Raw genomic sequence first — 22431 nt, 5'->3', positions numbered from 1 at the left:
TGTCTCTCCCTTCCGTCACACCGAGTGCGCGTCTGTCACAAACCGCGACCGTTGACATGAGCTGAACAGGATTCGCTAATTAACCCCCGGTGATTGCACGTGCATTCACCGTCGCCCCCAGAGCCGTACACGGGTCGACCCCTGCAAGAACGCATGGAGTCACACGTTGCGCAATTCCACGAGAACCAGACCACCTCTCCGGCGGACGATCTTCGCCGGCCTGGCCGTCGCCAGTGCCACCGCGCTGGCGGTCCTGGGAATCCAGGCACCGGCCGGGGCCACCGCGCCGTCCGGCACGACCCCGGCCGCCGCCACCGACGGACACCCGCTGCTGGAGCCCTCCTGCTCCGTGCCCGGCAAGAACGAGTTCACCTGCTACGCGCTGCGGCGCACCGACGTGAAGGCGAGCAAGGGCGTCACCCCGGCAGCCGTCACCCCCAACGGCTGGGGCGCGACCGACCTGCAGAGCGCCTACGCCCTGCCGACGGACGGCGGCGCCGGGCAGACCGTCGCCATCGTCGACGCCTTCGACGACCCGAACGCCGAGGCGGACCTCGCGGTCTACCGCGACCAGTACGGGCTGCCGGCCTGCACCACCGCCAACGGCTGCTTCAGCAAGGTCGACCAGCACGGCGGAACCAGCTACCCGTCCCCCGACCCGGGCTGGTCCGGTGAGATCTCGCTCGACCTGGACATGGTGTCCGCGGTCGCGCCCTACGCCCACATCCTGCTGGTCGAGGCCGACGACAACAGCTTCGACAACCTGGGCTCGTCGGTGAACGAGGCCGTCGCCCTGGGCGCCAAGTTCGTCTCGAACTCCTACGGCAGCGACTACCGCGGCGGCAACGGCGAGGACCCGTCCGAGACCACCGCCTTCGACGCCTACTACAACCACCCGGGCGTCGCGGTGACCGTCTCCACCGGCGACTACGGATACGGCGTCGGCTACCCCGCCGCCTCGCAGTACGTCACCGCGGTCGGCGGCACCACGCTGACCCGCGACTCGGGCACGGCCCGCGGCTGGACCGAGTCGGCCTGGAGCGACGCCGGTTCGGGCTGCTCCCTGTACGAGCCCAAGCCGGCCTTCCAGAAGGACACCGGCTGCGCCAACCGCGCACTCGCGGACGTCTCCGCGGTGGCCGAGGGCGTCGCGGTCTACCAGACCTACGGCGCCGGCGGCTGGTCGGTCTACGGCGGCACGAGCGTGTCGTCGCCGATCATCGCGAGCGTGTACGCCGACGCCGGCACCCCGGTGGCGGGCACGTACCCCAACTCGTACCCGTACGCCTCGGCTTCGGGGATCAACGACATCACCACGGGCTCCAACGGCTCGTGCACCCCTGGCTACCTGTGCACCGGCGGCACCGGCTACGACGGACCGACCGGCCTGGGCACGCCCAGCGGCCTGGCGGCCTTCCGCAGCGGCCCGCACGGTGAGGTGACCGGTACCGTCACCGACTCCGCCACCGGCAAGGCGATCTCGGGCGCCACCGTCAGCGTCGGCACCGACGTGGCGCACACCAACGCCTCCGGCGCCTACGACCTGACGGTCCCGGTCGGCACCTACGACGTGACCGTGGACGCCTTCGGTTACGCCACCGCGACCGACTCGGGTGTGGCCGTCGCCGACGGGGCGACGCTCACGAAGAACTACAGCCTGACCTCGGTGCCGAGCCAGACCGTCTCCGGCAAGGTCACCGACGGCTCCGGCCACGGCTGGCCGCTCTACGCCAAGATCACCGCGGACGGCGTCCCCGGCTCGGTGTGGACCGACCCCGCCACCGGCGCGTACTCCATGTCGCTGCCGCAGGGGCACGACTACACCCTGCACGTGGCCGCGAACGACCCCGGCTACCAGTCCGTCACCAAGACCGTGACGGTCGGTGACAGCGCGAGCAGCCTGAACATCTCCGTGCCGGTCGACCGGTGGGCGGGCACCGCCCGCGGGTACAGCCAGCACCTGACCGGCACCACCGAGACGTTCGACGCCACCGACGCGCCGCCCACGGGCTGGAGCGTGGTGAACGCCGACGGCACCACCGGCGGCTGGGAGTTCGACGACCCGGGCTCCCGCGGCAACCGGACCGGCGGTGACGGCGCGTTCGCCGTGGCCGACAGCGACCACTTCGGCGGCGCGGCCACCCAGGACACCTCCCTGGTCAGCCCGGTCTACGACTTCACCGACAAGGACGCGCCCGAGGTCGCCTTCAACACCGACTACACCGCGTTCAACAACCAGACCGCCGAGGTCGACGCCACCTCCGACGGCGGCGCCACGTGGACCCAGGTCTGGTCCACCACCTCCGGCGTCCCCGGCCCCGCCCGGATCGAAGTCCCGCTCTCCGACTTCGCCGGCAAGTCCGCCGTCCAGGTCCGGTTCCGCTTCCAGTCCCACTTCGGCTGGTGGTGGTCCGTCGACAACGTCTTCGTCGGCAACCGCGACCTGACCACGATCCCCGGCGGCCTGGTCGTCGGCACCGTGACCGACGCCAACACCTCCGCCGGTGTCGTCGGCGCCAAGGTCACCGCCGAGGACGACGCCGCCCAGACCGCCACCACCGTCGCCACGCCCGACGACCCGAACATCGGGGACGGCTACTACTCCCTGTTCTCCACCACCTTCGGCAGCCACGCCTTCGACGCCGCCAAGTCCCACTACGCCACCACCGCCAAGACGGTGAAGGTGGCCGCGGACAGCGCCGTCGAGGGGGACTTCAACCTCAAGGCCGGTCAGCTCAAGGTCACCCCGGGCTCGGTCGACGCCACCGTCGGCTGGGGCGGGAAGACCTCGCAGCAGCTCACCGTGAAGAACACCGGCGGCGCCCCCGCCACGCTCAAGCTGGGCGAGCGCTCAGGCGGCTTCAAGATCCAGGCGCAGGGTGCCCCGCTCCAGACGGTCAAGGGCTCCTACTCCCCGCTGTCCAGCAAGGCCCACCCGGCCGACGGCACCACGAAGCCGGCCGCGGGACCGTCGGACGACGCATGGCAGACCGCCCCGGACTACCCGAACGCCATCATGGACAACGCCGTCGGCACCTATGACGGCAAGGTCTACTCCGCCTTCGGCTACACCGGCTCCGCCGACAGCAAGGACCTCTACGTCCTCGACCCGACGGCCGGCAGCTGGACCAAGCTGGCGTCGGCGGCCGACACCCGGGAAGCCCCGGCCCACGGCTTCATCGACGGCAAGTTCTACGCCGTCGGCGGCTGGGGCGCGTCCGGCAACCCGGACGCCAAGCTGGAGATCTACGACCCCGCCAGCGACGCGTGGAGCACCGGCACCTCCGCACCCAAGCCGTACGCGGGCTCGGGCACCGCGGTGCTCGACGGCAAGCTCTACATGATCGGCGGCTGCGGCGCCACGTCCTGCGGCACCACGGACGCCAGCGCCTACGACCCGTCCACCGACAGCTGGACCGCGATCGCCGCGTACCCGGAGCCCATCTCCTGGGAGTCCTGCGCCGGCATCAACGGCCAGCTCTACTGCGCCGGTGGTCTGAACGGCAGCACCGACGTCATCCACTCCTACGTCTACGACCCGGGCAGCGACGCCTGGTCGCCGATCGCGGACATGCCGACCACCCAGTGGGCCGCGTCGTACACCTCCGCGAACGGGCTGCTGCTACTCTCCAGCGGCGTCAGCCAGAACGCCCTGACCAACCGCACCTACGCCTTCGACCCGCAGTCCGGCACGTGGGGCGCCCTGCCGAACGCCAACGTCCCGACCTACCGGGGCGGCGGCGCGGCCGGCTTCTACAAGGTCGGCGGCGGCGACGCCCCCGGCTCGCCGATCACGAAGGTGGAGCTGCTGCCCGGTTACGCGCAGGAGGGTTCGGCCGACGTCACGTGGCTGGGCGAGAGCACTCAGGCGCTCACGCTGCAGCCCGGCGCGAGCTCGACGGTCACCGTCACGCTGGACGCCTCGGTTCCCGAGGTCACCCAGCCCGGTGACTTCACCGCGCAGATCACCGCGGGCAGCGACACCCCGTACCAGCTGGCGCCGATCCCGGTGACGCTGCACGTCAACCCTCCGAAGACGTGGGGCAAGATGAACGGCACCGTCCTCGGCGTGACCTCGACCGGCGGCACCGCGCCGCTGGCCGGGGCCACCGTCCAGGTCGACAGCTGGGCGTCGACGTACACGCTGACGACCGGGTCCGACGGCACGTACGCGCTGTGGCTGGACACCCGCAACAACCCGCTGACGGTCATCGTCGCCAAGGACGGCTACCAGCCGACCGTGGCCACGGTGAAGATCAAGAAGGGAGTCGCGGTCATCACCGACTTCACGCTCAAGCGGAAGTAGCGGACGGGACGGGCGCACCTTCTCGCGGGGTGCGCCCGCTCCCGGGCGGGCCGGTCAGTGGGGGACCGGCCCGCCCTTCCGTGTTTCCGGCTCCTCCCGGCAGCCGGGCGTCGCGGTCCGGTCCTTGCCTTCTCAGTCGCCGCTGGAGCGCTTGACCGCGTAGACGACCAGCAGGACCACGGCGACGACGGCCAGCAGGACGATCAGGCCGGTGCCGCCGAGGCCGCCGGACCCGGTGCCGTGGCTGTGCGTGTAGCTGTGATGGTGGGTGCGGTAGGCAAGGTCGGTGAGTGCGCGGTCCCCGTTGGTCATGGCCAGGGAGTCTAGGGGCCCCGCAACACCGGGGCTGTTCCCGCGCGGTCCGCCTACCGTCACAACGCTGTCACTGCGCCCTGCCGGCCGAAGTCCCCTCACGGCAGGCCCCGTTGCGGAACGCGACCCTGTCATCCACGGCGAGCGGTGATGAGCCGGGCGCGAGAGCCGAACCAGACGCCGTCGTCGGTCAGGTGTGCCGACGGCGTCTCGTGCAGGCGCGGGAGCGCGTCCGCGGGCGGCCGGGGATCAGTCGACGAGCGCGCCCGCCGACAGGTTGGCGATCGTGCCGGTCATCGCTCCCGCCCGGTCCGACGCCAGGAACGCGGCGGTCTCGGCGACCTCGCTGAGCGTGGGCAGCCGTTTGAGCAGCGTCCCCTGCGCCATCCCTCCGCCGTCGAGCATGTCCTGGACGGACTCGCCGGCCGCTGCCGCGATCTGCCCGAAGAGCTCCCGGGTGTAGGAACCGGCGGCGGGCGCGTCGACCACGGCGTGCGGGCGGATGCCGACCACCCGGATGTTCCGGGGCGCCAGCTCGGCGGCCAGCACCCGGGCGAAGGCCTCCTTGCCGGCCGCGCTCACGCTGTGCCCCAGGATGCCGCCCACCGCCAGCTTGGATCCCGGCTCGGACAACGTCAGGACGACACCGCCGCGTTCACCGCCCATGTGCCGGGCGACCGCCTTGGTGGTGACGAACAGCGCCCGCAGGAAGCCGTCGATCGGCCGCATGAACTCCTCCAGCGTCAGATCCGCCAGCAGGGTCCCCTGGTCGTGCGGGACGCTGACGGCGTTCAGGGCGATGTCGATGCCGCCGCACGCCGCCGCGACCTCGGCCGCGTGCTTCTCGACCGCCGGCTGGTCGAGGACGTCGACCCGCGCGGTCTCCACGACTCCGCCGGCGGCGGCGATGTCCCGCGCCACAACGTCGAGCTTCGCCTGCGTCCGTCCGACGATGAAGACCCACGCGCCCTCGCGGGCGAAGACCCGTGCGACCGCTCCCCCGATCGCACCGCCGCCTCCGTGGATCACCGCTGTCCTGCCGTCGAGCAACAGCCCGCTCATACCTGTCCTCTCACTGATGGATGGTCCGCCTGACGTCGCCGCGGGCCTGGTTCTCGTGCTCAGTCGTCGAGTTGCCCGCGCTGGATCTGCTCCGCGATGCGCTTGATGCGGTGCAGCCGTGCGTCCCAGGACCGGCCGACGTCGTTCAGCTGCCGGACCGCGCGGGCGAGTTGGTCCTCGTCGACCTCGTACCGCCGCTCACGTCCGATCGGCGTGGCGTGCACCAGGCCGGCGCGGTCGAGGACGCCCAGCTGCTTGGTGACGGCCTGCCGGGTGATCGGGAGACGATCGCTCAGGCTGGTCGGTGTGCCGGAACCGTCCGCGAGCAGCAGGTCGAGCAGTTGGCGCCTGACCGGGTCGCCGATCGCCGACCACAGTTCGTCGTCCACGGTGACGGTCATCGGGCCACCACCGAGGGGGCGTAGCTCCGCAGCCGGGGCAGGAACAGGTCCCAGCCGCGCTCGTGGTCGTGGAAGGTCTCTTCGAGGACGGCGGCCTCCCAGCCCTTCTCCCGCCAGCCGCTCTCCGTCAGCCGCAGGATCGTGCCGTCCCCGGAGGGTTCGAGTTCGAAGGTGACCAGCAGGGAATTGCCGTCGCCGGGCGCCTGTCCCTGGGGAGCGAGCCAGCGCAGTGAGAACTTCCGGGGCGGGTCCACCTCGACCACCGTGATGGCCTCGACCGCCGCATGGCCGTTCCACGCCAGTTCGCCGACCGCGCCCGGCTCGGGTGCGAAGGACGCCTCGTCGGGCCACCACATCCTGAGGTGCTCGGGACGGCTCACCACGTCGAACACGATCTCCGGCGCCGCGTCGATGCGGATCTCCCGCTCCAGCTTTCCGAACTCCATCACACGCCTCCGCATAGGCAACCAGTGGTTGCGCATGACGCTAGCCGTCACCTCCACGTTCCGCAACCTCGGGTTGCGCAAGGATCGCTCGGACTGGGCGGCAGGCGCCGCCCGACGACCGGCCCGGGTCGAGGCAGCGGCGGGAGCGGGAATCCACCCCCCGGCGCGAAATGGCCCCGGGAAAAGGGGCAACGATGCCGCGAAGGCCAATGCCTCACCACGCGTCAAATGATCCGAGGAATTCCTGGTCCTCTCTCGGAGTCGTATACGACAGCGGACACCCGACGATTGGCGTAATGCCATCGCCGGAATGCGGCACTCCCCGTCCACCTCCGCCCTATTCGTTCGAGCTGCAACTGACCGGAATTCAGCCGGACACTGACCGGAACGCGTTCCGGGGATCACCGGCGCTGTTCTGTCAAGAACGCCTCGGGTGGCCGGCCGGCCCGGTCACGCCGCCGGTTCGCCGCCATCGCGTCCCGAGGCCGCGCCCCGCCCACCGCCCACCGGGCGGCGTCACGCACACCGGCTCATCACGAAGCCGCAGGCAGGAGCGACGAAGGGCACGGTTGCCCACCCGGCGCGCACCGGGGCGTGTACCCGAGAGGGGAGGCGCGGAACGGGCGCGTTCAGCCGACCCGGCGCACTTCCATTCGTATCGTGCGCCCTCTCCCGACCTGAGGGCGCCGGCGCGCGATACCCCCGAACGACTGGGCTCCGTAGCGCCGTTGCAGGCGCCTTCGAGGGCCGGTCATATTTCGGATGTTCGCATCGCGGATTTCCGCAAGGCCGACGGGAATCGGTCGGCCGGGACCGCTTCGCGACACCCGACCAGGGAATTCCGCATGCCGAGTTCCGCCCGCCGCACCGCGCCGCCGCCGTCCGAGGAGGGTTTCCGTTGGACAACCGGTACGAGGCCTATGCCTACGCCGACCCGCACTTCTACGACACGCCCCGGCGCTGGGGCGCGCACGAGGAGTTCGCCGCGGTGTCCCGGCCCCTGCCCGACGGCTGGGAGCGCAGCGAGGCGGAGATCTGGTCGATCGTGCGGCCCCTGGAGGTCCAACTGCCGGCGCAGGGCTGGAAGATCCACGTGTCCGCGTGCGCCGAGGACGCCGAGGCGGTGCTGGAGACGGTCTGGGCCTACTGCCTGCGCGAGCGCATCACCTTCAAGTTCCTGCGCGGGCTGCCCATCCTCCAAGTGCAGAACTCCAAGTACGCGGCCCGCCAGGCCAGCGGGAAGTTCTGCACGGTCTACCCGGTGGACGACCAGGAGCTGGAGCGATGTCTCGAGGGGCTCGGCGGTCTGCTGAAAGGCCGGCGGGGGCCGTACATCCTCAGCGACCTGCGCTGGGCCGACGGTCCGCTGTACCTGCGCTACGGGGGGTTCGCCGAGCAGTACTGCCGCAACGACGCCGGCGACCGCGTGCTGGCGCTGCGGCGGCCGGACGGCACGCTGGTCCCCGACGTCCGCGGGCCCGGCTTCTCCGTGCCGCCCTGGGCGCCGGTCCCCGGCCACATCGCCGCCGCCGTCGCCGATCGCGCGAAGCCCCGGGAAACCGGGCTGCCCTACGCCGTCGAGCGGGTGCTGCACTTCTCCAACGCCGGTGGCGTGTACCTGGCGGCCGATCCCGCCGGCGGACCGCGGGTCGTGCTCAAGGAGGCCCGGCCGCACGCGGGTCTGGACCAGCGCGGGGTCGACGCCGTGACCCGGCTGCGCAACGAGCACGCCGTCCTGACCCGCCTCGCCGGTGTGCCCGGCGTCCCCGCCGAGCACGGTCTGCTGACGGCGTGGGAGCACGAGTTCCTGGTGCAGGAGTACGTCGAGGGCACGTCGCTCAGTCAGTGGCTGACCGCACGCTACCCGCTGATCCACCCCGGCGCCGACGAGTCGGTCGTGGCGGAGTACTGCCGCGAGGCGCTGGACGTGGTGCGGCGAATAGAGAGCACGCTCGACGCCATCCACGCCCGCGGGGTGGTCTTCGGCGACCTGCACCCGAGGAACCTGATCGTGCGGCCCGACGGTGAGATCTGCTTCATCGACTTCGAACTGGCCAGTACCACCGAGGAGTTCCTCCGTCCCGCCCTGGGAGCCGCCGGATTCAGCGCGCCCCGCGGGTACTCCGGCACCGACGTCGACCGCTACGCGCTCGCCGCGATCCGCCTCTGGCTGTTCCTGCCACTGCCGCAGCTCACCGCCCTCGACCCGGGCAAGGCCGGCGAGCTGGCGGACTTCCTGGAGCGCCGCTTCCCCGTGCCTCCCGGCTACGCCGACGACATCCGTGCGCTGCTCGGGCACTCCGAGGGCGACGGGCGCACGCGGGGGCCCGCCATCGGCCGCCGCCGGGCCGAGCTCAACGCCCTGCTGACCGCGCGTGAGCCCGACTGGCCCGCCATCCGGGACTCGCTGGCCGCCGGCATCGCGGCCACCGCCACCCCCGGCCGCTCGGACCGGCTCTTTCCCGGCGACGTCGCCCAGTTCGCGCACGGCGGCCTGGGCCTGGCCCACGGCGCGGCCGGCGTCCTGTACGCCCTGCACGTGACGGGCGCGGAGGTCGATCCGGCGCATGTGCGCTGGCTCGCCGACGCGGCCGAGGCCCGCTCCACGGTGCCGGGTCTCTATCACGGCGGGCACGGCGTGGCCTACGTCCTGGACCTGCTCGGTGAGCACGAGACCGCTCTCGCCCTGGTGCGGCGGCTGTCCAAGGCGCCGGACGACCACGCCGACACCACGCTGGGCACCGGCACGCCGGGCATCGCCCTGGCCCTGCTCCACTTCGCCGGCGTCACCGGTGACACCGCGACGGCCGACCGCGCCCTGTCGCTCGCCGTGTCGGCGGCCGACACCCTGGAGAAGGCCGGCCCGGGCGACGCCGGACGCAGGGCCGGACTGCTGGCGGGCGCGTCCGGTGCGGCGCTGGCCCTGATCCGGCTGTACGAGCACGGCGGCGACATCCGCCTGCTGGACCGGGCCGAAGCCCTTCTCGGCCTGGACGTCGACCGCTGCGCCAGCGTCGCCGACGGCACCCTCCAGGTCGTCGACGGCCGCCGCGTCCTGCCGTACGTGGAGACCGGCAGCGCCGGGATCGGCCTGGCGCTGGACGCACTGCTCGCCCATCGTCCCGGCAGCGAACTCGCCCGGCACCGGGACGCGCTGCGCCGGGCCGCGGAACCGGAGTTCGTCATCCAGCCCGGCCTGTTCAACGGGCGGGCCGGACTGCTGGGTTACCTCGCACTGACCCGGCACGACGGCGCCGCGGACGGTCCCGCACGGGCCGCCGTGATGCTGCGACGGCACCGGACCCGGCTGGCCCTGCACCAGATCTCGTACGAGGGCCGACTGGCCTTCCCCGGCGACCAACTGCTGCGCCTGTCGGCCGACTTGGCGACCGGCTCCGCCGGGGTGCTGCTCGCCCTCGGGACGGCGCTGGCCGGAACGCCCTTCCTGCCCTGGACCGGGGCACGCACCACCGTGCCCCGCGCATCCTCCCTCATCGGCTGACAGGCCCGGCCCCAGCCCCGGCGCGACCGCGCCCCACAAGCCCCCGGCCACCGGCCGGGTGATCCATCCCAGTGAAAACCCAGCGAAGGAGAACAGTCATGGCGATCCTCGACCTGCAGACCATGGAACTGCCCGAGACCGAGGAGACCGCGGTCGACGAGACCCTGGAGAACACCAGCTCTCTGAGCGTCCTGAACTGCGGCGTGAGCACCGTCAGCACCCTGCTGTGCCTCTGATCGCAGGCACCGCCCGCTAGGGCGGAGCGCATCGAGCAGCCGGCCGGGGCCGTCCCACGGCCCCGGCCGGCCACTCCCCCGCCCCCAGAGAGGTCTCCGACCGTGGCCGTACCGTCCTCCGTGTCCTCAGCGTCCCCAGCGCCCTCCGAGTCCTCTGCGTCCTCCGCGGCCTCCGCGTCCTCCGCGCAGCCCGCCGCCCGGACCGCCGTTCAGCCGGACGGCACCGGCGGGGACGCCCGGACCCAGGTACGGCTGCGCCACGAACTGACCGCCGATCCGGCCCGGTTGACCTGCGCCCTGCTGCTCGCGGTGGCCGCCACCGGCGGCACACTGGCCCTCCCCCTGCTGGTGCGCAGGATCATCACCGACTTCTCGGCACACCGGGCGCTCGGCACCGACGTGGCGCTGATGTGCGTGGTGGCCGTGTGCGGGGCGCTCGCCCAGGCGGTCGCGGGCATGCTGCTGGCCCGGATCGGCGAGCGGATGACGTACCGGCTGCGGACCCGGATCATGGAGCACGCGCTGCGGCTGCCGCTGCCGGTCGTCCGGGCCCAGGGGACCGGAGAACTCACCGCCCGCATCACCTCGGACGCGCTGCTGCTGCGCGAGGTGGTGGACGTGGCGACCCAACTGCCGCTGGCCGGGCTGACGGTGGTGGCGACGCTGTTCGTCATGGTGTGGATCGACTGGGTCCTCACGCTCGTCACCGTCCTCGCTCTGGCCGTGCTGTCCGTGCTCGTCCTGCTGATCCTGCGCCGGATGAAGGTCAACGTCGGCGCGCAGCAGGATGCCGTGGGACGGGTGGCGCAGCGGTTCACCGCGAGTCTTGAGGCACTCGCGACGGTCAAGGCGTACCGGGCTGAACCGGTCGCCGCGGCCGCGCTGGCCGGGGACGCGGACAGGCTGCGCGCGATCGCCCTGCAGGGCGGCCGGCTGAGCACGCTCGTCCCGGCGGTCCTGACGCTCGGCAACCAGTTCGCGATGATCTCCGTCATTCTGACCGGCGGCGCGCGGCTGGCCTCGGGCGACCTCGAAGTGGCGGCGTTCGCAGCCTTCCTGCTCTACCTGTTGCAGACCGTGCCGTCGGTCAGCACCCTGGCCACCGGCTTCGGGCGGCTGCAGGGAGGTCTGGCCGCGCGGGACCGCTGCAACGACCTGCTCGCGCTCCCGCTGGAAGCCGGTCCGCATGACGCGGACCGGCCGGTGCCCGTACCCGTGCCCGGCGCGCCCGCCGTGGAGTTCCGCTCGGTGTCCTGCACGCACTCCGGGTCGGACCATCCCGCCCTGCGCGACGTCTCGTTCACTACCGCGCCCACCGGCCTGACCGCCGTCGTGGGCCCGTCGGGCGCCGGCAAGAGCACGGCCCTGGCCCTCATCGACCGTTTCGTCCAGCCGGACGCGGGCTCGATCCGGGTGCTCGGCCACGACTCCCGCGTGTGGCCCCTGGAGGCGCTGCGCGCCCGCATCGCCTACGTCGACCAGGCGTTCACGCTGCTGGAGGCCACGGCTCGGGAGAACCTGCAACTGGGCAGGACCCGTCCCGCCTCCGACGACGAACTGGCCGCGGCGCTGGCCGCGGTGGGGCTCACCGAGGACGTCGCGCGGCTGCCGTACGGCCTCGACACCGTGCTGGGCCGCGCTTCCGACCTCTCCGGCGGCCAGCGGCAACGCATGGCGCTGGCACGGGCGTTGCTCTCCGACGCCGGCATCGTGCTGCTCGACGAACCGACCAGCCAGCTCGACGGCCTCAACGAGCAGCGGTTCCGGGCCGTCGTGGACACCCTGGCCCTGACCCGCGCCGTGATCGTGGTCGCCCACCGCCTGTCCACCGTCCAGCACGCGCGCCACGTGGTCATGATGAGCCAGGGCACGGTGGTCGACGCCGGTGAGCACGACACCCTGCTGAGCCGCTGCCTCCCCTACCGCGAACTCGTCGCCAGCCAGGCCCTCCCCGTCCGCTGACACCGGCCCCTGCCACGCCGGCCTGGGACGGCCCTCCCGTACGGGGCCGTGGTCGGGCGAACTGCCGGAAGGCAGTACCCTCTTGATCCTCACAGCCGTCCCCTCGGGGACTCGAGGGTTGCCGCGGCGCCCTCGGGCAGGGGGCGAGCTTCCCGCGACCCGACGTGACCACGGGTCGGGGGCACACGACCGACAAGTCCCTGACATGGGGCGGCGCGAGGGGCAGGATCACGTGAGCGACATCGACGGCACCGGCATACCCGACGGCACCGACGGCGCGACGCCGCACGACGCGCCCCCCGCAGGGTCCGCCGGAACCCCCGCGCAGGGCTCGGCGGGCGAGACGAGGACGGCCGAGGGCACGTCCGCGGCCGCTGAGCCGGCCGCCGGGAGCGAGTCCGGGCCCGCGCAGCCCGCGGCGGCGGACGTCGAGATCGCGCCCGCACCGGCCCCGCGCAAGCGCACTCCGGCCACCAAGACGACTGCGAAGACGAGTGCGAAGACGCCTGCGGCCAGGGCCTCCTCGACAGCCAAGGCCGCTCCCGCCAGGAAGACGACGGCGGCCAGGCGCGCACCGGCCAAGGCGGCCACGACCGGAGCAGCGGCCGCAGCCGAGAGCGCCCCAGCCGAGGCCGACTCCCCCACCGCCGAGCCGCCCGCCACGGCCGGCACCGTCGAGGCCACGCCGGCGAAGGGCGCCGCGGCCGCCGGGACGCCGGCAACGGCAGCCGCACCCGCGGTGGAAGCGACAGTGGACGCGAGGGCGACGGCGCGGGCCGTGACCGCCGAAGGCGCCGACGCGGACGCCGCACCGGCAGCCGCCGAAGGCACCGCTGCGGCCGCCACGCCCGAACAGCCCCAGGCTCCGGCCCAGGACAACTCCCCTGCCACTGCCGCGAAGCAGCCGCAGGCAGGAGCGAAGTCGGCCAAGGACGCTCCTGCGGCGAGGAAGATCATCGCCAGGAAGACCACCCCGGGCAAGCGCACCACCGCGGCCGCAGCCGGTACCGCTGCCGCGGCGGGCGCCACGGCTCCCTCCGCCCAGGACGCCCAGGCCGGCGCCAACGCGGCCGCCGGCGCGGGCACGTCGCCGGTCAAGGCCGCGAAGACCACCAAGGCCGCGGCCAGGAGGACCACCGCGGCCAAGCGCACGGCAGCGGGCGCCGCGGCCGCCGGGACGTCCGCGCAGAACGCCCGGGCCGCTGGATCCGCCCAGGCCGCGCAGAACGGACAGACAGCTCAGACCGACACCCAGCCGGGCCCGGACGCTCCCGCCGCCACGACGACGTCGGCCGCGGGGACGGGCAAGGCCGCGAAGTCCGCCAGGACGGCCAAGTCCACCAAAGCCCCGGCCAAGACCGCCCCGAAGACCGCCCCGAACACCGCCGCCCCGGCCGCCCCCGAAGCCGCGGCAGCATCCGCGAGTGCCATCCCCGCCGGGGAGGCCACTCCGGAGGGGGGCGCCACCCCGGCTCAGCCCCTTGACGCCGCCCCGCCTGCGGACGTCGCCAAGGGAACCCTCGGTCCCGGCTCCGCCCTCGCCGTCCCCGAAGGAGGCGGCGGGACGGCGCCCGGCGGGACGGAGGCGGGCGGTGGCGGCCGGCCGCCGCGCTTCGGGCGGCGGGCGAAGATCGTGGCGGTCGCGGCGGCAGCCGTCGTCGCCGTGGTGGTGGTCGCCATCACCGCCGTCGCGTCCGGCAACGACAAGACCAGCGCCGCGGCGAACCCGGGCCCGTCGAGCAGCACCGCCGCGGCGACCACGCCCGCCACGGCCGGATCGACAACTCCCGCGGCCCCCGTCACCACCGCGCCGGCGAGCAGCAGTCCCTCCGCCTCGCCGACGCACGCGCGGGTCAGGACCACGACGACGATCGCACCGGCCACGCCGACCGGCACCACCCCGGCGTCCGTGCCGCCCGCGTCGCCGAGCGCCACGGCCCCCACCGTCACGCCGACGACCGCGGAACCGAGCAGCCCGCAGGTCTCCTCGGTCGCGGTGACCGGCTTCAGCTGCACGTCCGGCAAGAAGCGGACGGCCACGGCGACGGTGGTGGTGCGGTACGACGGGACGGCCGCCGGCACGCTGCACCTGAGGTGGTGGCGCAGCGCAGGCCGCTCGCCGCAGGGCGCGGTCATGGTGAACGGTCCGCAGACCGCCCAGTTCCCGAAGGGCGCGCAGACCTACACGTACACCGACAAGCTGACCTTCACCGTGGACAAGGCCCACCCGTACGTCGGTCTGACCGTCTCCACCACGCCGGGCGCCGCCTCGGGCAGCAACTCCTACGGAGTCGGCTGCGGTTGAGCCGGAACGTGTCGCCCCACCGGTCCGGCGGTCCCGACACGGCCGCCGGACCGCGGGTGCCCACCGGGCTCAACACCGTTCGAGGATCCCGGACTTCAGGGTGGACGCGGTGAGGTGCTTGTAGCCGACGCTGTCGAAGTAGACCAGGACCTCGTGGTCGTCCTGGCTCATGAGCCGGCCGTTGCCCCACAGCCGGTGGCGTACGGGGGTGGCGCCGATGATCGACGGGGTGGGCGCCGGCTCCTCCTCGCGGGTCTCGTCGTTGTCGCAGTTGCCGCAGGGCGGGGGGTAGGTCTCGCCGAAGTAGGCGAGCAGCTCGGCCCGTCGGCAGTGGGTGCTCTCCGCGTAGGCGCGGGCGGCCTGGAGTTTGCTCGCCAGAACGGCCTGCCGCCGCTTGTCGTGCGCGACGAGCTGATCCGTCAGGTCGGCGGGGCGGGGCAGGTGGCGCTGCGGCTCCACGACGCGGTGACGTCCTGATCCGCTGAGGCCGAGGAAGCCGAGTTCGGCCAGTTCGTTGACCACGCGGTCCACGGCGTGGGCGGGTACCCCGGCGTCCCGGACGAGGTCCGCGAGGGCGATGTGGCAGCCCGCGTTCTCGATGGCGTCCACCACGCTGTGCAGGGTGGCCTCGCCCAGGTGGGTGCGGGCGGCGAGGCTGCGGGGGATGCGGATGGTGCGGGCGTCGTGGACCAGCACGGCGGCGGCCGGCTCCCCGTCCCGGCCGGCCCGGCCGATCTCCTGGTAGTAGTCGTCGATGCTCGCGGGCACCCCCGCGTGCACGACGCTGCGGATGTCGGACTTGTCGATGCCGAGCCCGAACGCGCTGGTGGCGACCACGACATCGAGGCGGCCGGCGAAGAAGTCGTCCTGGATGTCGGCCCTGGCACGGGCGGCCATGCCGCCGTGGTAGGCGGCGGCGCGGAAGGCGTCCTGCCGGAGCCGTTCGGCCAGGCTCTCGCAGCGGGCGTGGGTGAGCGCGTACACCAGCGCGGGCGTCTCGTGCTCGATGACGACGTCGACGCAACGGTCGTCCACGGCCCGCGCCTCGGGACGTTCCGGCTGGGTGAGCCGCATGGCCAGCGAGATGTTGGGGCGGTCGAAGTCGGCGACCACGACCTGCGGGGAGCGCATGCCGAGGCCGCGGGTGATGTCGGCCTGGACGGGCGGGGCGGCGGTCGCGGTCAGGGCGAGGACCGGAGGCCTGCCGAACTCGTCCAGCGCGTCGGCCAGTCGGAGGTACTCGGGGCGGAACTCCTGGCCCCATTCGCTCACCAGGTGCGCCTCGTCGACGGTGAACAGGCCGACGGGGCGGGCGCCGTCGCGGATCGCCGCCCTGGCCTCGGAGTTGGTGAGCTGTTCCGGGCCGACGAGGAGGAAGTCGAGGTCGCCCCGGGCGAGCCGGTCGAGGGTGTCCTTGCGTTCCCGGACCCGCTGGGCGGAGTTCAGCAGCGCCGCCTGGACGGTCCGGTCACCGAGGCGGCGTCCGTCGATCGACCGGATCTGGTCCCGCTGCAGGGCGATGAGGGGGGACACGACGACGGTGAGGCCGCCGCGCGCGATGCCCGCGACCTGGTAGATCGCGCTCTTGCCGCTGCCGGTCGGCAGTACGGCGAGCGTGTCGCGGCCCTCGGTGACGGCGCGGGCGGCCTGTTCCTGTGACGGCCGCAGGCTGAAGCCGAACAGGGCGCGGGCCACCTCGGACGGCACGAGCGTCGTTTCGGACATACGACCACATTTTACCCGCGGGTCGGCGCGTGTCCTGTCCAGCCGCCGCGCGGGGCCGGCGCCGCGCGGGACCGTCCGGAATCAGCGCGTCAGTCCGCGGCGGCGGGCTGCCAGGGGATGCCGGGCACGACCAGCGGGCTGCCGGTCACGGGGTCGGAGACGACGACGGAGGTCAGACCGAAGACCTCGCGGACCAGGTCGGCGGTGACGACGTCGGCGGGGCGCCCCTGCGCCACGACGCGGCCGGCCTTCATGGCGATGAGGTGGTCGGCGTAGCGGGCCGCCTGGTTGAGGTCGTGCAGCACGGCCACGACCGTTCGGCGGCGGTCGTGGTTGAGGCGGCGGACCAGGTCCAGCACCTCCACCTGGTGGGCGATGTCGAGGTAGGTGGTGGGCTCGTCCAGCAGCAGCAGCTCGGTGTCCTGGGCCAGCGCCATGGCGATCCACACCCGCTGGCGCTGGCCGCCGGACAGCTCGTCGACCGGGCGGTCGGCGAGGTCGGCGGTGCCGGTGTGCTCCAGGGCCGCGGCGACGGCCCGCTCGTCGGCCTCCGACCACTGTTGCCACCACTTCTGGTGCGGCTGGCGGCCGCGGGCGACGAGGTCGGCGACGGTGATGCCGTCCGGCGGCGTGGGGCTCTGCGGCAGGACACCGATGGTGCGCGCGATGTCCCGGCCGGGCAGCCGGGCCAGCTCGGCGCCGTCGAGCAGGACCGTGCCGGAGCGCGGTTTGAGCAACCGCCCGAGCGCCCGCAGCAGGGTGGACTTGCCGCACGCGTTGGGGCCGACGATCACGGTGACCCGCCCGTCCGGGATCTCCAGGTCCAGGCCGTCGACGACGACGCGGTCCTCGTAGGCCAGCGTGAGCGCCTGGGCGGTGAGTCGACTGGTGGGGCTCATGAGGTGCTGCCTCCGGAACGGCTGCGGGTGCGGGCGATCAGCCACATCAGGTAGGGGGCGCCCACCGCGGCCGTGAGCACGCCGACGGGGAGTTCGACGGGCGAGAACAGGCGGCGGGCGAGCAGGTCCGCGACGACGACCACCAGGGCGCCGGTCAGCGCCGAGGACAGCAGCGGGATCTGCGCGGTGCGGGTCAGACGGCGGGCGATCTGCGGCGCCAGCAGGGCGACGAAGTCGACGGGTCCGGTCGCGCCGGTGGCGACCGACGCCAGGACGACCCCGATCAGGGTGAGGCCGAGCCGCATGCGGTCCAGCCGGATGCCGAGGGCGACCGCGGTGTCGTCGTCGAAGGACGCACCGCGCTGCGCCCAGGCCGCCCAGAGCACCGCGGGCACGGCCACGAGCAGGACGAGCGCCAGCGGCGCCGCCTGGTCGTAGCCGCGGCTGTTGAGCGAGCCGGTCAGCCACACCTTGGCCTGCTGGGCGACGAGGTAGTCGCCCTTGGTGAGGAACAGCTGGGTCAGCGAGCCCAGGGCGATGGACACGCCGATGCCCACCAGCACGAAGCGGGAGGCGTGCAGTCCGCGCCGCCAGGCGAACGCGTACACCAGCAGTCCCGCCCCCAGCCCGCCGGCCACCGACACGTACGGGAGGGTGGTGTGCCCGACCAGCCCGAAGCTCATGGCGGCGACGGTGGCCGCGCCCGCGCCGTGGGTGACGCCGATGACGTCGGGGCTGGCCAGTGGGTTGCGGGCGACGGTCTGGACGAGCGCCCCCGCGACGCCGAAGGCGGCCCCGGCGAGCAGCCCGACGACGAGCCGGGGCAGGCGCAGGGTCCCGACGACCAACTCGTCCGGGCTGGGCCGCCCGAGCAGGACGTCGATCACCTGCACGGGTGACACGAAGGAATCCCCGACGCACAGGTACAGCACCACGGCGGCGGCGAGCAGCACGGTGAGCAGGCCGGCGACGGCCACCGCCCGGCGGTGCACCAGGAAGCTGGCGCCGCCGATCCGCGCGACGGCGTACCCGGCCGGGCGCGTCGCCGTGCGCGCGGACGCGGTGTCCGCGGCGGCGCTCTCGGTACGGGTCACGACGCGACCACCGTCCTGCGCCGTACCAGCGCGATGAGGAAGGGCACGCCCAGCAGCGCGGTCATCACGGCCACCGGCACCTCCGAGGGCGGAAAGACGACCCGGCCGATCACGTCGGAGAGCAGGATCATCACCGGGCCGAGCAGCGCGGCGACCGGCAGCACCCAGCGGTGCGCCGAGCCGACCAGCGCCCGGGCGATGTGCGGGACGGCAAGTCCGGTGAACGCGATCGGGCCGACCGCGGCCACCGCCGCGCCGGTGAGGACGGTCGCGCCGACGGCGCCGAGCACCCGCAGCCGGGCCGCGTCGTGGCCCAGGCCCCGTGCGGCGTCGTCGCCGAGCGCCAGGGCGTCCAGGCCCTTGGCGAGCAGGCCGGCCAGCAGCAGTCCGGCCAGCACGAAGGGCCAGATCTCTCCGATGACGTCGGTACCGCGTCCGCTGATCGAGCCGACCTGCCAGAACCTGAACTCGTCGAGCGCGTGGGCGTCGGTGGTGGCGATCCCGGAGACCACCGAGGCGAGGAAGGCGTTCATCGCCGCACCGGACAGGGCCAGTTTCACCGGGGAGGCGCCCCGGTGGCCGCCGGCGGCGACCACGTACACGGCGACGCACGCGAGCGCGGCGCCGGCGAACGCGAACCAGACGTATCCGGTGAGGGTGTGCACGCCGCAGAAGGCGATCGCGCACACCACCCCTGCCGAGGCCCCCTGGCTGACGCCGAGGATGCCGGGCTCGGCGATCGGGTTGCGGGTGATGCCCTGCATGACGGTGCCGGCGACGGCGAGGGCGGCGCCGGCGAGGATGCCGATGACGGTCCTGGGCACGCGCAGCGACCGCACGACCTCGGCGTCGTTGCTGGTGCCGCCGTGCAGCAGGGCCCTCATGACCTCGGTGGGGGCGATCTGCCGGCTGCCCACCGCCAGGCTGAGCAGGACCGCGAGTGCGAGCAGCACCGCGCATCCGGCCAGCCAGGCGATGCGGCTCCGGGTGGGTCGCGTCGTTCGCGTCATCCGCGTCAGGCCGTCAGGTACTTCGTCAGGTCGTCGAGGACCGAGTCGGCGGCGGTGACGCCGAGGCCGAGGTACCAGGTCTCGTCGGGGACGTCGTGCGCGTGGCCGTCCTTGACCGCCTTGAGGTTCTTCCACAGGGGGTTGCCCTGCGCCTTGGACTCGTCGGTGGCCTTGGGGTCGCCGTAGACGCCGGTGAAGATGTAGTCGGCGTCGGCCTGGTCGATGTTCTCGGCGCTGATCTCGGCGGCGAGGTCGCTGATGTCCTGGTTCTTCGGCCGCGGGATGCCCACGTCCTTCAGGATGGTGCCGATGAAGGAGTCGTTGGCGTACAGGCGGACCTTGCCCTCGGGCATGTAGCGGACCATCGAGACGGTCGGCTTGTCCGCGCCGAGCCGGGCCCCCAGGGCCTTGGCCCGCGTCTCGTACGCGGCGAGGTTCGCCTTCGCCTGCGCGGTCTTGTCGAGCGCGGCCGCGTTGAGCAGGTAGTTCTGCTTCCACGTGAAGCCGGGACGGATCGAGAAGACCGTCGGGGCGATCTTCGACAGCTCGTCGTAGGAGTCGGCGGCACGCAGCCGGCTGCCGAGGATGAGATCGGGCTTGAGGTTGTTGATCGCCTCCAGGTCGAGGCTGTTGATCGTGCCCACGCTCGCGGGGTCGCCCGCCTGGCCCTTGAGGTACGACGGCAGCTTCGGCGAGCCCTCGGTGACGGCGAGACCGACCGGCTTGACGCCGAGTGAGACGACGTTGTCGAGTTCGCCGACGTCCAGGACCACCACGCGCTCGGGCTGCGCCTTGATCACGGTGCTGCCCATGGCGTGCTTGATGGTGCGCGGCCACTGCCCCGGCTTGGCGTCCGTGCCCAGGGCCGCGGTCTTCGCGACCGCGTCGCCGAAGTCCTTGCCGCCCTGGGCGACCGACGTGGAGTCCTTGGCCGCGGAGCTGCCCGAACCCTCCTTCCCGCTGCTGTTGGACGCACCGCAGGCCGCGAGGCTCAGCGCGGCGGCGATGGCGACAGCGACGGCGGCTGAGGCACGGCGCCGAAGGGGCATGACAGAACTCCCTGAGGTCTGGTTCACCATGAACAGGTTAGGTGAGCCTTACCTTATGCGATCTCCGCTCCCCCTCCTCCGGCGGGTCCGCGAGAACCGGCCTCCGACAGCGAAGGACCGGGCCCGCCCGGAGGGCGGACCCGGTCCTGAGAACGCGTCGCGGTTCAGGCCAGGACGATGTTCTCCGCCTGCGGGCCCTTGCGGCCCTGCGTGACGTCGAACGTGACCTTCTGGCCCTCCTGCAGCTCACGGTAGCCCTCGGCCACGATGTTCGAGTAGTGGGCGAAGACGTCCGCGCCGCCGCCGTCCTGCTCGATGAAGCCGAAGCCCTTTTCCGCGTTGAACCACTTCACTGTGCCGGTCGCCATCTCGTTCTCCTGCGATAAAGGTGTTTCCCGGGTCTCGGGCCGCACGGCCCGGCGTCGCCGCATTGACCCCATCCGGCGGCCGGACAAAGAAAAATGCGCCCGAAGGTCACATCCCGTCAGGCGCACACAGCATTCACGGGTACCAAAACTGCAACTTTCGGGAGATTAGCACAGATCCGTTACGGAAGCCCGGGAAACGGGATATGTCGTCTTTACCCTGCCAGGGCGGGTCCAGGGGCCCTGACCTGGCAGTCCACACAGCGTCATCCGCCGCAGAACAGCGCGGTACCGCCACCCGGGTGATCCCGGATCCGCTGGACGACAGGCGCCCGGTCAGAGCTCCTTGACGTCGTCCAGGGACCGGCCGATCGCGTCCGCCACCTCTTCCTCGCCCTCGCCGCTGGCCAGGGCCGCCGCGCTCTCCGCCTTCAGATCGTCCGCGGCGGCCTGCCGGGCCTGCTCGGCTTCTTCGTACCGCTGGGCGGCGAGAACCACCTTCGATGTCGTCATGCCCTCATGCTGCCCGACGAGTGCGGCTTCATGACGTAACCGTCGACTGTCCGATCCGGTGTCGTCGAAGCGGGGCGGGGCGCGCGCGCCCCCTCCCCAGCACCGGCCGTCACCTCACGAGCAGCACGAAGGCGTCGGCCCCGACGACGAGGCCCGCGACGGTCGCCGTGGCCGCCACACAACGCGCCTTCATCCGAAGGTAGTTGGCGGCGTACTCGGCGCGCAGTTCGACGGCGCGGTCGCAGATCCGCTGGAGCATCACCCGTGAGGCGGCCGTGCGGTCGTCGACATAGACGCGCTCGACCTCCTCGCGCTGTGCGGTCGTCAGCCACGGCAGCCGTTCGGTGAACGCGGTGGCGTCACGCTGCGCCTGGGCGACCTCCGCGTGCCACATGAGGAACCCCTCGACCTGCCGAAGCCCCCGCTCGTTGTCCTTGTCCCGCCGCATGGGTGTGCCCCCGCTCCTCGCGTGGTCCTCGATCGAAGTCGTTCACTGTTGTTTGTCACCGGGAGCGATGGTCTTCGACTCCTCGAGACGGTTCGTGATCGCGTCGATGTGCGCGATGTCGGGGTGGTGCAGGTCGAACGCCGGCGATTCGGAGCGGATGCGCGGCAGCGTGAGGAAGTTGTGCCGCGGCGGCGGGCAGGAGGTCGCCCACTCCAGCGAACGGCCGTAGCCCCAGGGGTCGTCGACCTCGATCTTCTTGCCGTACTTGGCGGTCTTCCAGACGTTGTAGAGGAACGGCAGCATCGACAGGCCGAGCAGGAAGGACGAGATGCTCGAGACGGTGTTCAGGGTGGTGAAGCCGTCCGCGGCCAGGTAGTCGGCGTAGCGGCGGGGCATGCCCTCGACCCCCAGCCAGTGCTGCACCAGGAACGTGCCGTGGAAGCCGACGAACAGCGTCCAGAACGTGATCTTGCCGAGCCGCTCGTCGAGCATCTTGCCGGTCATCTTCGGCCACCAGAAGTGGAAGCCGGCGAACATCGCGAAGACGACGGTGCCGAAGACCACGTAGTGGAAGTGCGCGACGACGAAGTACGAGTCCGAGACGTGGAAGTCCAGCGGCGGCGCCGCCAGGATCACACCGGTCAGACCACCGAACAGGAAGGTGACGAGAAATCCGACGGACCACAGCATCGGGGTCTCGAAACTCAGACTGCCCTTCCACATGGTGCCGATCCAGTTGAAGAACTTCACCCCGGTCGGTACCGCGATCAGGAAGCTCATGAAGGAGAACCAGGGG

Annotated in this window: 18 protein-coding genes; 5 read left to right on the top strand and 13 right to left on the bottom strand. The window is 72.5% G+C overall.

Annotation, left to right across the window (positions count from 1 at the left end):
• Positions 1–244 precede the first annotated feature (244 nt).
• Entirely contained in the window at positions 245–4306 is a 4062-nt protein-coding gene (locus K7862_RS18675) for a carboxypeptidase regulatory-like domain-containing protein (RefSeq protein WP_222964014.1), read from the top strand.
• A 132-nt stretch (positions 4307–4438) separates the two neighbouring features.
• Here the strand turns inward: K7862_RS18675 and K7862_RS18670 are convergent, their stop codons facing one another.
• The 4 genes from K7862_RS18670 to K7862_RS18655 form a co-directional block, all read right to left on the bottom strand.
• Positions 4439–4618 carry a hypothetical protein gene (locus tag K7862_RS18670; protein WP_222963876.1) on the bottom strand — a complete coding sequence of 60 codons (180 nt, stop codon included), beginning with the start codon at positions 4616–4618 and terminating at the stop codon, positions 4439–4441.
• A gap of 249 nt (positions 4619–4867) precedes the next feature.
• On the bottom strand, positions 4868–5680 hold the full coding sequence (locus K7862_RS18665) for an SDR family NAD(P)-dependent oxidoreductase (RefSeq protein ID WP_262413403.1): 813 nt from the start codon (positions 5678–5680) through the stop codon (positions 4868–4870).
• Positions 5681–5739: 59 nt separating this feature from the next.
• The gene (locus tag K7862_RS18660) at positions 5740–6081 is read right to left on the bottom strand and encodes an ArsR/SmtB family transcription factor (RefSeq protein ID WP_222963874.1); all 342 of its coding nucleotides are present in this window, start codon (positions 6079–6081) and stop codon (positions 5740–5742) included.
• Positions 6078–6527, bottom strand: a complete 450-nt coding sequence (locus tag K7862_RS18655; protein ID WP_222963872.1) for an SRPBCC domain-containing protein — start codon at positions 6525–6527, stop codon at positions 6078–6080. The genes K7862_RS18660 and K7862_RS18655 overlap by 4 nt, the downstream gene beginning before the upstream one ends.
• An 898-nt stretch (positions 6528–7425) precedes the next feature.
• Here K7862_RS18655 and lanKC point away from each other — a divergent pair.
• From lanKC to K7862_RS18635, 4 genes are all read left to right on the top strand, one after another.
• Complete coding sequence (lanKC, locus tag K7862_RS18650; protein ID WP_222963870.1) at positions 7426–10029, top strand: class III lanthionine synthetase LanKC; 2604 nt, start codon at positions 7426–7428, stop codon at positions 10027–10029.
• Positions 10030–10127: 98 nt separating this feature from the next.
• Positions 10128–10265 (top strand): SapB/AmfS family lanthipeptide, encoded by a 138-nt coding sequence (locus K7862_RS18645; protein WP_222963868.1) that lies wholly within the window; start codon positions 10128–10130, stop codon positions 10263–10265.
• A gap of 120 nt (positions 10266–10385) precedes the next feature.
• The gene (locus K7862_RS18640) at positions 10386–12227 is read left to right on the top strand and encodes an ABC transporter ATP-binding protein (RefSeq protein ID WP_222963866.1); all 1842 of its coding nucleotides are present in this window, start codon (positions 10386–10388) and stop codon (positions 12225–12227) included.
• Between the two features lie 232 nt (positions 12228–12459).
• Entirely contained in the window at positions 12460–14532 is a 2073-nt protein-coding gene (locus K7862_RS18635) for a hypothetical protein (protein WP_222963864.1), read from the top strand.
• A gap of 69 nt (positions 14533–14601) precedes the next feature.
• Here K7862_RS18635 and K7862_RS18630 read toward each other — a convergent pair whose 3' ends face one another.
• The 9 genes from K7862_RS18630 to K7862_RS18590 form a co-directional block, all read right to left on the bottom strand.
• Complete coding sequence (locus K7862_RS18630) at positions 14602–16257, bottom strand: RecQ family ATP-dependent DNA helicase (RefSeq protein WP_222963862.1); 1656 nt, start codon at positions 16255–16257, stop codon at positions 14602–14604.
• Between the two features lie 89 nt (positions 16258–16346).
• A complete protein-coding gene (locus K7862_RS18625) occupies positions 16347–17156 on the bottom strand; it encodes an ABC transporter ATP-binding protein (protein ID WP_222963860.1) in 810 nt (269 codons plus the stop codon).
• On the bottom strand, positions 17153–18250 hold the full coding sequence (locus tag K7862_RS18620) for a FecCD family ABC transporter permease (protein WP_222963858.1): 1098 nt from the start codon (positions 18248–18250) through the stop codon (positions 17153–17155). Before K7862_RS18620 ends, K7862_RS18625 begins: the two co-directional genes overlap by 4 nt.
• Positions 18247–19260: a FecCD family ABC transporter permease gene (locus K7862_RS18615; protein WP_222963856.1), complete on the bottom strand. Its 1014-nt coding sequence runs from the start codon at positions 19258–19260 to the stop codon at positions 18247–18249. The genes K7862_RS18620 and K7862_RS18615 overlap by 4 nt, the downstream gene beginning before the upstream one ends.
• A gap of 5 nt (positions 19261–19265) precedes the next feature.
• On the bottom strand, positions 19266–20309 hold the full coding sequence (locus K7862_RS18610; protein WP_222963854.1) for an ABC transporter substrate-binding protein: 1044 nt from the start codon (positions 20307–20309) through the stop codon (positions 19266–19268).
• Positions 20310–20473: 164 nt separating this feature from the next.
• Positions 20474–20677, bottom strand: a complete 204-nt coding sequence (locus K7862_RS18605) for a cold-shock protein (protein WP_222963852.1) — start codon at positions 20675–20677, stop codon at positions 20474–20476.
• A gap of 333 nt (positions 20678–21010) precedes the next feature.
• Positions 21011–21187: a hypothetical protein gene (locus K7862_RS18600; protein WP_222963850.1), complete on the bottom strand. Its 177-nt coding sequence runs from the start codon at positions 21185–21187 to the stop codon at positions 21011–21013.
• Positions 21188–21296: 109 nt separating this feature from the next.
• Entirely contained in the window at positions 21297–21635 is a 339-nt protein-coding gene (locus K7862_RS18595; protein ID WP_222963848.1) for a hypothetical protein, read from the bottom strand.
• A gap of 42 nt (positions 21636–21677) precedes the next feature.
• Positions 21678–22431 (bottom strand): cytochrome c oxidase subunit I (locus tag K7862_RS18590; protein WP_222963846.1); only part of this gene is annotated, 754 nt, incomplete at its 5' end.

Source organism: Actinacidiphila acidipaludis (assembly GCF_019890725.1).
Lineage (GTDB): Bacteria > Actinomycetota > Actinomycetes > Streptomycetales > Streptomycetaceae > Actinacidiphila > Actinacidiphila acidipaludis.
Note: the sequence above shows the minus strand (reverse complement) of the source record. Positions and strands in the feature narration are given on the sequence as shown.

What these genes read in the sequence shown, in the direction of transcription:
- K7862_RS18670 (WP_222963876.1), bottom strand. Translation starts at nt 4,618, where the DNA reads ATGACCAACGGGGACCGCGCACTCACCGACCTTGCCTACCGCACCCAC.
- K7862_RS18665 (WP_262413403.1), bottom strand. Translation starts at nt 5,680, where the DNA reads ATGAGCGGGCTGTTGCTCGACGGCAGGACAGCGGTGATCCACGGAGGC.
- K7862_RS18660 (WP_222963874.1), bottom strand. Translation starts at nt 6,081, where the DNA reads ATGACCGTCACCGTGGACGACGAACTGTGGTCGGCGATCGGCGACCCG.
- K7862_RS18655 (WP_222963872.1), bottom strand. Translation starts at nt 6,527, where the DNA reads ATGGAGTTCGGAAAGCTGGAGCGGGAGATCCGCATCGACGCGGCGCCG.
- K7862_RS18645 (WP_222963868.1), top strand. Translation starts at nt 10,128, where the DNA reads ATGGCGATCCTCGACCTGCAGACCATGGAACTGCCCGAGACCGAGGAG.
- K7862_RS18630 (WP_222963862.1), bottom strand. Translation starts at nt 16,257, where the DNA reads ATGTCCGAAACGACGCTCGTGCCGTCCGAGGTGGCCCGCGCCCTGTTC.
- K7862_RS18625 (WP_222963860.1), bottom strand. Translation starts at nt 17,156, where the DNA reads ATGAGCCCCACCAGTCGACTCACCGCCCAGGCGCTCACGCTGGCCTAC.
- K7862_RS18615 (WP_222963856.1), bottom strand. Translation starts at nt 19,260, where the DNA reads ATGACGCGAACGACGCGACCCACCCGGAGCCGCATCGCCTGGCTGGCC.
- K7862_RS18610 (WP_222963854.1), bottom strand. Translation starts at nt 20,309, where the DNA reads ATGCCCCTTCGGCGCCGTGCCTCAGCCGCCGTCGCTGTCGCCATCGCC.
- K7862_RS18605 (WP_222963852.1), bottom strand. Translation starts at nt 20,677, where the DNA reads ATGGCGACCGGCACAGTGAAGTGGTTCAACGCGGAAAAGGGCTTCGGC.
- K7862_RS18600 (WP_222963850.1), bottom strand. Translation starts at nt 21,187, where the DNA reads ATGACGACATCGAAGGTGGTTCTCGCCGCCCAGCGGTACGAAGAAGCC.
- K7862_RS18595 (WP_222963848.1), bottom strand. Translation starts at nt 21,635, where the DNA reads ATGCGGCGGGACAAGGACAACGAGCGGGGGCTTCGGCAGGTCGAGGGG.